The 4,443-nt window shown below is 34.5% G+C and carries 7 protein-coding genes; 2 read left to right on the top strand and 5 right to left on the bottom strand.

The genetic code is table 11. The annotated features are described in order from the left end of the window. Positions 1-84 precede the first annotated feature (84 nt). From ABY905_RS14420 to ABY905_RS14405, 4 genes are all read right to left on the bottom strand, one after another. Positions 85-630 (bottom strand): DUF6913 domain-containing protein, encoded by a 546-nt coding sequence (locus tag ABY905_RS14420; RefSeq protein ID WP_372645096.1) that lies wholly within the window; start codon positions 628-630, stop codon positions 85-87. A 162-nt stretch (positions 631-792) separates the two neighbouring features. After that, on the bottom strand, positions 793-1,431 hold the full coding sequence (gene pdxH / locus ABY905_RS14415) for a pyridoxamine 5'-phosphate oxidase (RefSeq protein ID WP_372645094.1): 639 nt from the start codon (positions 1,429-1,431) through the stop codon (positions 793-795). A gap of 11 nt (positions 1,432-1,442) precedes the next feature. Then, a complete protein-coding gene (locus ABY905_RS14410; RefSeq protein ID WP_372645092.1) occupies positions 1,443-1,838 on the bottom strand; it encodes a hypothetical protein in 396 nt (131 codons plus the stop codon). A gap of 72 nt (positions 1,839-1,910) precedes the next feature. Then, positions 1,911-2,573, bottom strand: coding sequence for a DUF2461 domain-containing protein (locus ABY905_RS14405; RefSeq protein ID WP_372645089.1), 663 nt, complete (start codon positions 2,571-2,573; stop codon positions 1,911-1,913). Positions 2,574-2,768: 195 nt separating this feature from the next. Between ABY905_RS14405 and ABY905_RS14400 the strand changes: the two genes are divergently transcribed. Further along, positions 2,769-3,470, top strand: coding sequence for a 5'-methylthioadenosine/adenosylhomocysteine nucleosidase (locus tag ABY905_RS14400; RefSeq protein ID WP_372645087.1), 702 nt, complete (start codon positions 2,769-2,771; stop codon positions 3,468-3,470). A gap of 63 nt (positions 3,471-3,533) precedes the next feature. Continuing rightward, positions 3,534-4,013: an S-ribosylhomocysteine lyase gene (locus ABY905_RS14395; RefSeq protein WP_372645085.1), complete on the top strand. Its 480-nt coding sequence runs from the start codon at positions 3,534-3,536 to the stop codon at positions 4,011-4,013. A gap of 55 nt (positions 4,014-4,068) precedes the next feature. On the opposite strand, the gene ABY905_RS14390 is transcribed toward ABY905_RS14395, so the two are convergent. Further along, positions 4,069-4,443: hypothetical protein (locus tag ABY905_RS14390; protein WP_372645084.1), on the bottom strand; the 375-nt coding region annotated here is incomplete at its 5' end.

The raw sequence follows: 4,443 nt of genomic DNA, 5'->3' as shown, positions 1-4,443 counted from the left end.
AGAGTTAAAATCGATACTCCCGTCTGTGTGAAAAGGAGTAATAATCGCGACTCCAGTTCCTGAAAATTGATGTGACATTATATTTTAGTTTTTTTTGATTTCTGATAAGTAACTAATGCTGTTTTGAATAAGCTCTTTTATTGATCCATTCTCTTTCAATTCAATCATAAAGTCTAAGTAATCAGCATTATTAGCATTTGCACCGACTTTAAAAGCTGCAGGTGATAGAGATACTAAATATTGTATCGGTAATTCTTCTGACTGAGTTAAAACAAATAGAATATCAAATTTCTGTTTAAAGAACTCTGATATTTCATGTGTATGAGGAATGCCTTTCCAATTACTGTCCACTTCAGAAAAGTAAGTGAAATCGAGGGTGTTTAATGGTTTTTTAGGAATATCGGTTCCAGTATACCAACCTGCAACATTTATTTTATAGCCTTGGTCCTTTAAGTCCCTATAAAAGTCACTAACGATACTATTATTTTCTTTTTGATTTGTATCGAATAGTATTCCAATATGATTGGCACTCTTCATGTTGTGAAATTCTACACGTCGAGAATGTTTTCTTAACAAGTTGTTTAATATTATCCGGGCAATTTTTTCAGCTGTATTTTTGAAAATGCTCATATTTAGTCAGGTAATCTTTATTTTAATAAATAAGAAGTGTTAGATTCTAAACTCTATAGAAGTCCTATTTGAGTGAAAGTCAGCCACAATATAGTGATTTTTCAAGCTCGTAGGAATCAAAAAAAGCCTTAATTAAAAGGCTTTTTCTAGTTAGATTGTAAATCAAGGTGCTAAGCGGTGAGAAATCCAGTTGTGATCTTTTAGAACATATTCAATTCTATCATTTAAACGGTTTTCTCGACCTTGCCAAAATTCAAATTTTTCAGGTATAAGTTTATAACCTCCCCAGAAATCAGGTCGTTCAAAATTTTCACCATACTCTTTTTCGAAATCCTCAACAGCTTGTTCTAAATCAGTTCTATTTTTTAAAATTGAAGATTGAGGAGACACTGCAGCAGCACGGCGACTGCCCACGGGGCGTTCCATGAAATATTTATCGGAATATTCAGGTTCTAATCTTTCAACCCGACCTTCAATTCTAATTTGTTTTTCTAATTGAGGCCAAAAGAATACCATCGCAGCATATGGATTTTGTTTTAAATCTTCGCCTTTTCGACTCTGGTAGTTTGTGAAAAAACAATAACCATCATCAGAGTAATCTTTGAGTAATAGGATTCTAGCGGTAGGTTTTCCTTCAGAATTGACCGTTGCTAATGTCATCGCATTGGCATCAGGCAAATTAGCTTCAAGTGCTATTTTGAACCAAGTGTCAAATTGAATAAATGGATTCACGTCCACATCTTCATCCTTGAGTTGTTTTAATGTATATTCGTGTCTTTTCTTCTGAATATCATCTTGCATGGCAAAATATTTTAGGGCTGCATGAGTATATTAGGTTCAATACTTAAACCATTGTAATTGATGTAATATTGACCTCCTTTTTCAGGAAATGCCATACCTGAATCATCTTTAGCATCGGCATTGGCTACACCTACATTTGCGAATAATATTTTTGCCTTGTGCTTATCGGCATGTTTGATGATTTCTTCAGCGGCACTAGGACTTAGCGAACCTAAATCGGGGTAGGTGCTTGTTTTTACAACAATGAAATACATGTCTTCATCCTTACGTGCTAGAATCTGAGGATTCTTTTCAAATTCGACATTCACAGAAAGAATTTCATATTCATCTTTTATGTGTTTGTACACCCATTTAATGCCTAGTTCGTGTAATTCTTCTCCACTAAGTCTATTCCCGTTTTGACTCATAATTCAGTTTTGATTTTATACTGCGAATATCTCTTTTATCGATACTAATTCCAAATAGCTTTTAGATTAAAATTATAAATCTTCGATAATATCGTTCAAAAATTGATTGAGAGGGTGCAATACTTCAAAAGCTTCGTGAATGGCAAGTGGGAATTGGTCAGAAGTTACAATTTTATCAGATATCGCTTTACTAACAGCATAGTGCTTATAGTTTAAAAGGTGAATATGTTCAAAATCTTTAGCGTAGCCACGAGGAGCAGTTTTTAGTTTCTCACCATATAGTTCTGGATAATGATTGACGAATTGCGGGTTCTCAATTATAGATTTAAATTCTTCAGGATGATGATAAATTTCTTCTCGAATGGCTTTTAAAGTTTTTGATTCGGGCATATAACATCCACCTCCAAGAAAACATTGTTCTGGTTCAATATGAATATAGTAGCCTCCGTATCTCGACTTGCGACCACCACGGGCTATAAATGCACCGAAATTAGTTTTGTAGGGACGTTTATCGTTTGAGAATCGAACGTCACGGAATATTCGGAAAATGCAATCCTTGGCACTATTGCTTGCAACAGAAGGATCTATTTGTTTAATTTGCTCAATACTTAGTTCCACGAAAAGTTCAAAATCTTCTTTTGCCTTATTGTATTGAGCTTTATTGGCATGAAACCAATCTCGATTGTTGTTTTCTCTTAGATCGAGTAGATATTTATAAATGGAATTACTAAGCATAGTTGTTATTTGTTCACTAGTTAAAATTGAGCTTTAAAGTACGATTATTACTGATAATAATCAATGTTTGGCATTTAATACTAAATGATAGGATGAATTGAAAAGGTATTCTTTTTTGATCATGAATTTAAGAATCCGGTTTCCTTTGTTAATTTTGCAAGACTTTAAATACGGACGATTAATAAAAAGAAGAAAATGATTATAGGCATAATAGGAGCAATGGAAATTGAAGTGACCCGGCTTCGTGATGAGTTGAAGAACAGAGAGGCAATCAATAAAGCTGGTTTTACTTTTTATAAGGGACAGATTCATGGTGTAAATATTGTCTTGTTGCAATCGGGCATTGGAAAAGTGAATGCTGGAATTGGAACGGCAGTTTTAATTGACAATTTTGCTCCAGATTTTGTCATAAATACAGGTTGTGCCGGTGGTTTTATTTCTGATTTGAAGGTGGGGGATATCGTCATTTCTAAAGAAGCCATTCACCACGATTTTGATTGTACGGTTTTTGGGTACAAGCATGGACAAGTCCCAGGTATGCCTCCTAGTTTTATTGCAGATAGTCGGTTGATTGAATTGGCTGATAAGTCGATTCATAAATTAACAAATTTGACTACTAAGTGTGGTACTATTGTTACGGGTGATCAATTCATGAATAATCCTGAAGCAACAAAGAGAATAAAAGATTTGATTCCTGAGGCTGATGCCGTTGAAATGGAAGGCGCTGCTATCGCGCAAACTTGTCATCGATTTGAAGTTCCATTTGTTGTTATCCGTTCTATTTCGGATATTGCAGGACAGGAGAATGCTGTTCAGTATGAAGAGTTTGTAGAGACTGCAGCTGTGAATTCTGGTAATATGGTGATGGAAATGATTCAAGAATTAGCTAAAGCATAATTTTAATCAAAAATAAATCTGTTACAATTACTGTATGTTCTGGCTGCTATTAAAGTGAATGATATGAAAAAGATAGACAGTTTTACAGTTGATCATGACAGATTGAAGCGAGGCATTTATGTTTCTCGTAAGGATAATGTTGGAAGCGAGGTTCTAACGAGTTTTGATATTAGAACAAAATTGCCAAATCAGGAACCAGCAATGGAAATTGAGGCGATGCATACCATGGAACATTTGTGTGCAACCTTCTTGAGAAATCACGAAAATTGGGCAAAGAAGACGATTTACTTTGGTCCGATGGGATGTCGGACTGGTTTCTATATGATTTTTCATGGCGATTTAATTTCGGAGGATGTTGTTGATGTCATTCAGGAAATGTTTCAGTTCATGTCTGAATTTGATGATAAAATTCCAGGTGCTGATAAAATCGAATGTGGTAACTACAAGAGCCATGACCTGAAAGGTGCCAGAGATGAAGCAAAGAAATTTCATAAGGAGGTTTTAAGTCATCTCACCGAAGAGAATCTGAACTACCCGCAATAAACAAGAAAGGCTACCATCTAGGTAGCGTTTCTTGTATCAATGTTTTAGAATCGAATTATTGATTTATTGTTTGTTTTGATATGTCGATATTTTGATGCGCTTTAATTATTGGCTCAAATTTTTGTGATTTGATTAGGAAATCGGGAGAATAATTAATCATTTTAAGGCCTCTGTTTTCAAAACCTCCCCAAGCATTTACGCTCTCGATAGCGTAATTCGATTGAAGTAAATCAATATCTTTAATTTCATTTAGATGATCGAAGAATCGAATACCATAACGTTTTATTGCGATTGAGAAATAAAGTGTTAAATCATAAGCTCTAAATGTATAATCGTTAGGCTCACAGTTGAATTCATATCTAAATCGATCAACGAAGTTGCCTATCTTTTCTGATTCATAATCGATGAAATAAGGCGAAAGAATAAGTGT

The organism is Ancylomarina sp., assembly GCF_041555295.1.
In the GTDB taxonomy this organism is placed as follows: domain Bacteria; phylum Bacteroidota; class Bacteroidia; order Bacteroidales; family Marinifilaceae; genus Ancylomarina.
The sequence above is the reverse complement of the archived record's forward strand: the minus strand, read 5'-3'. Positions and strand labels throughout refer to the sequence as shown.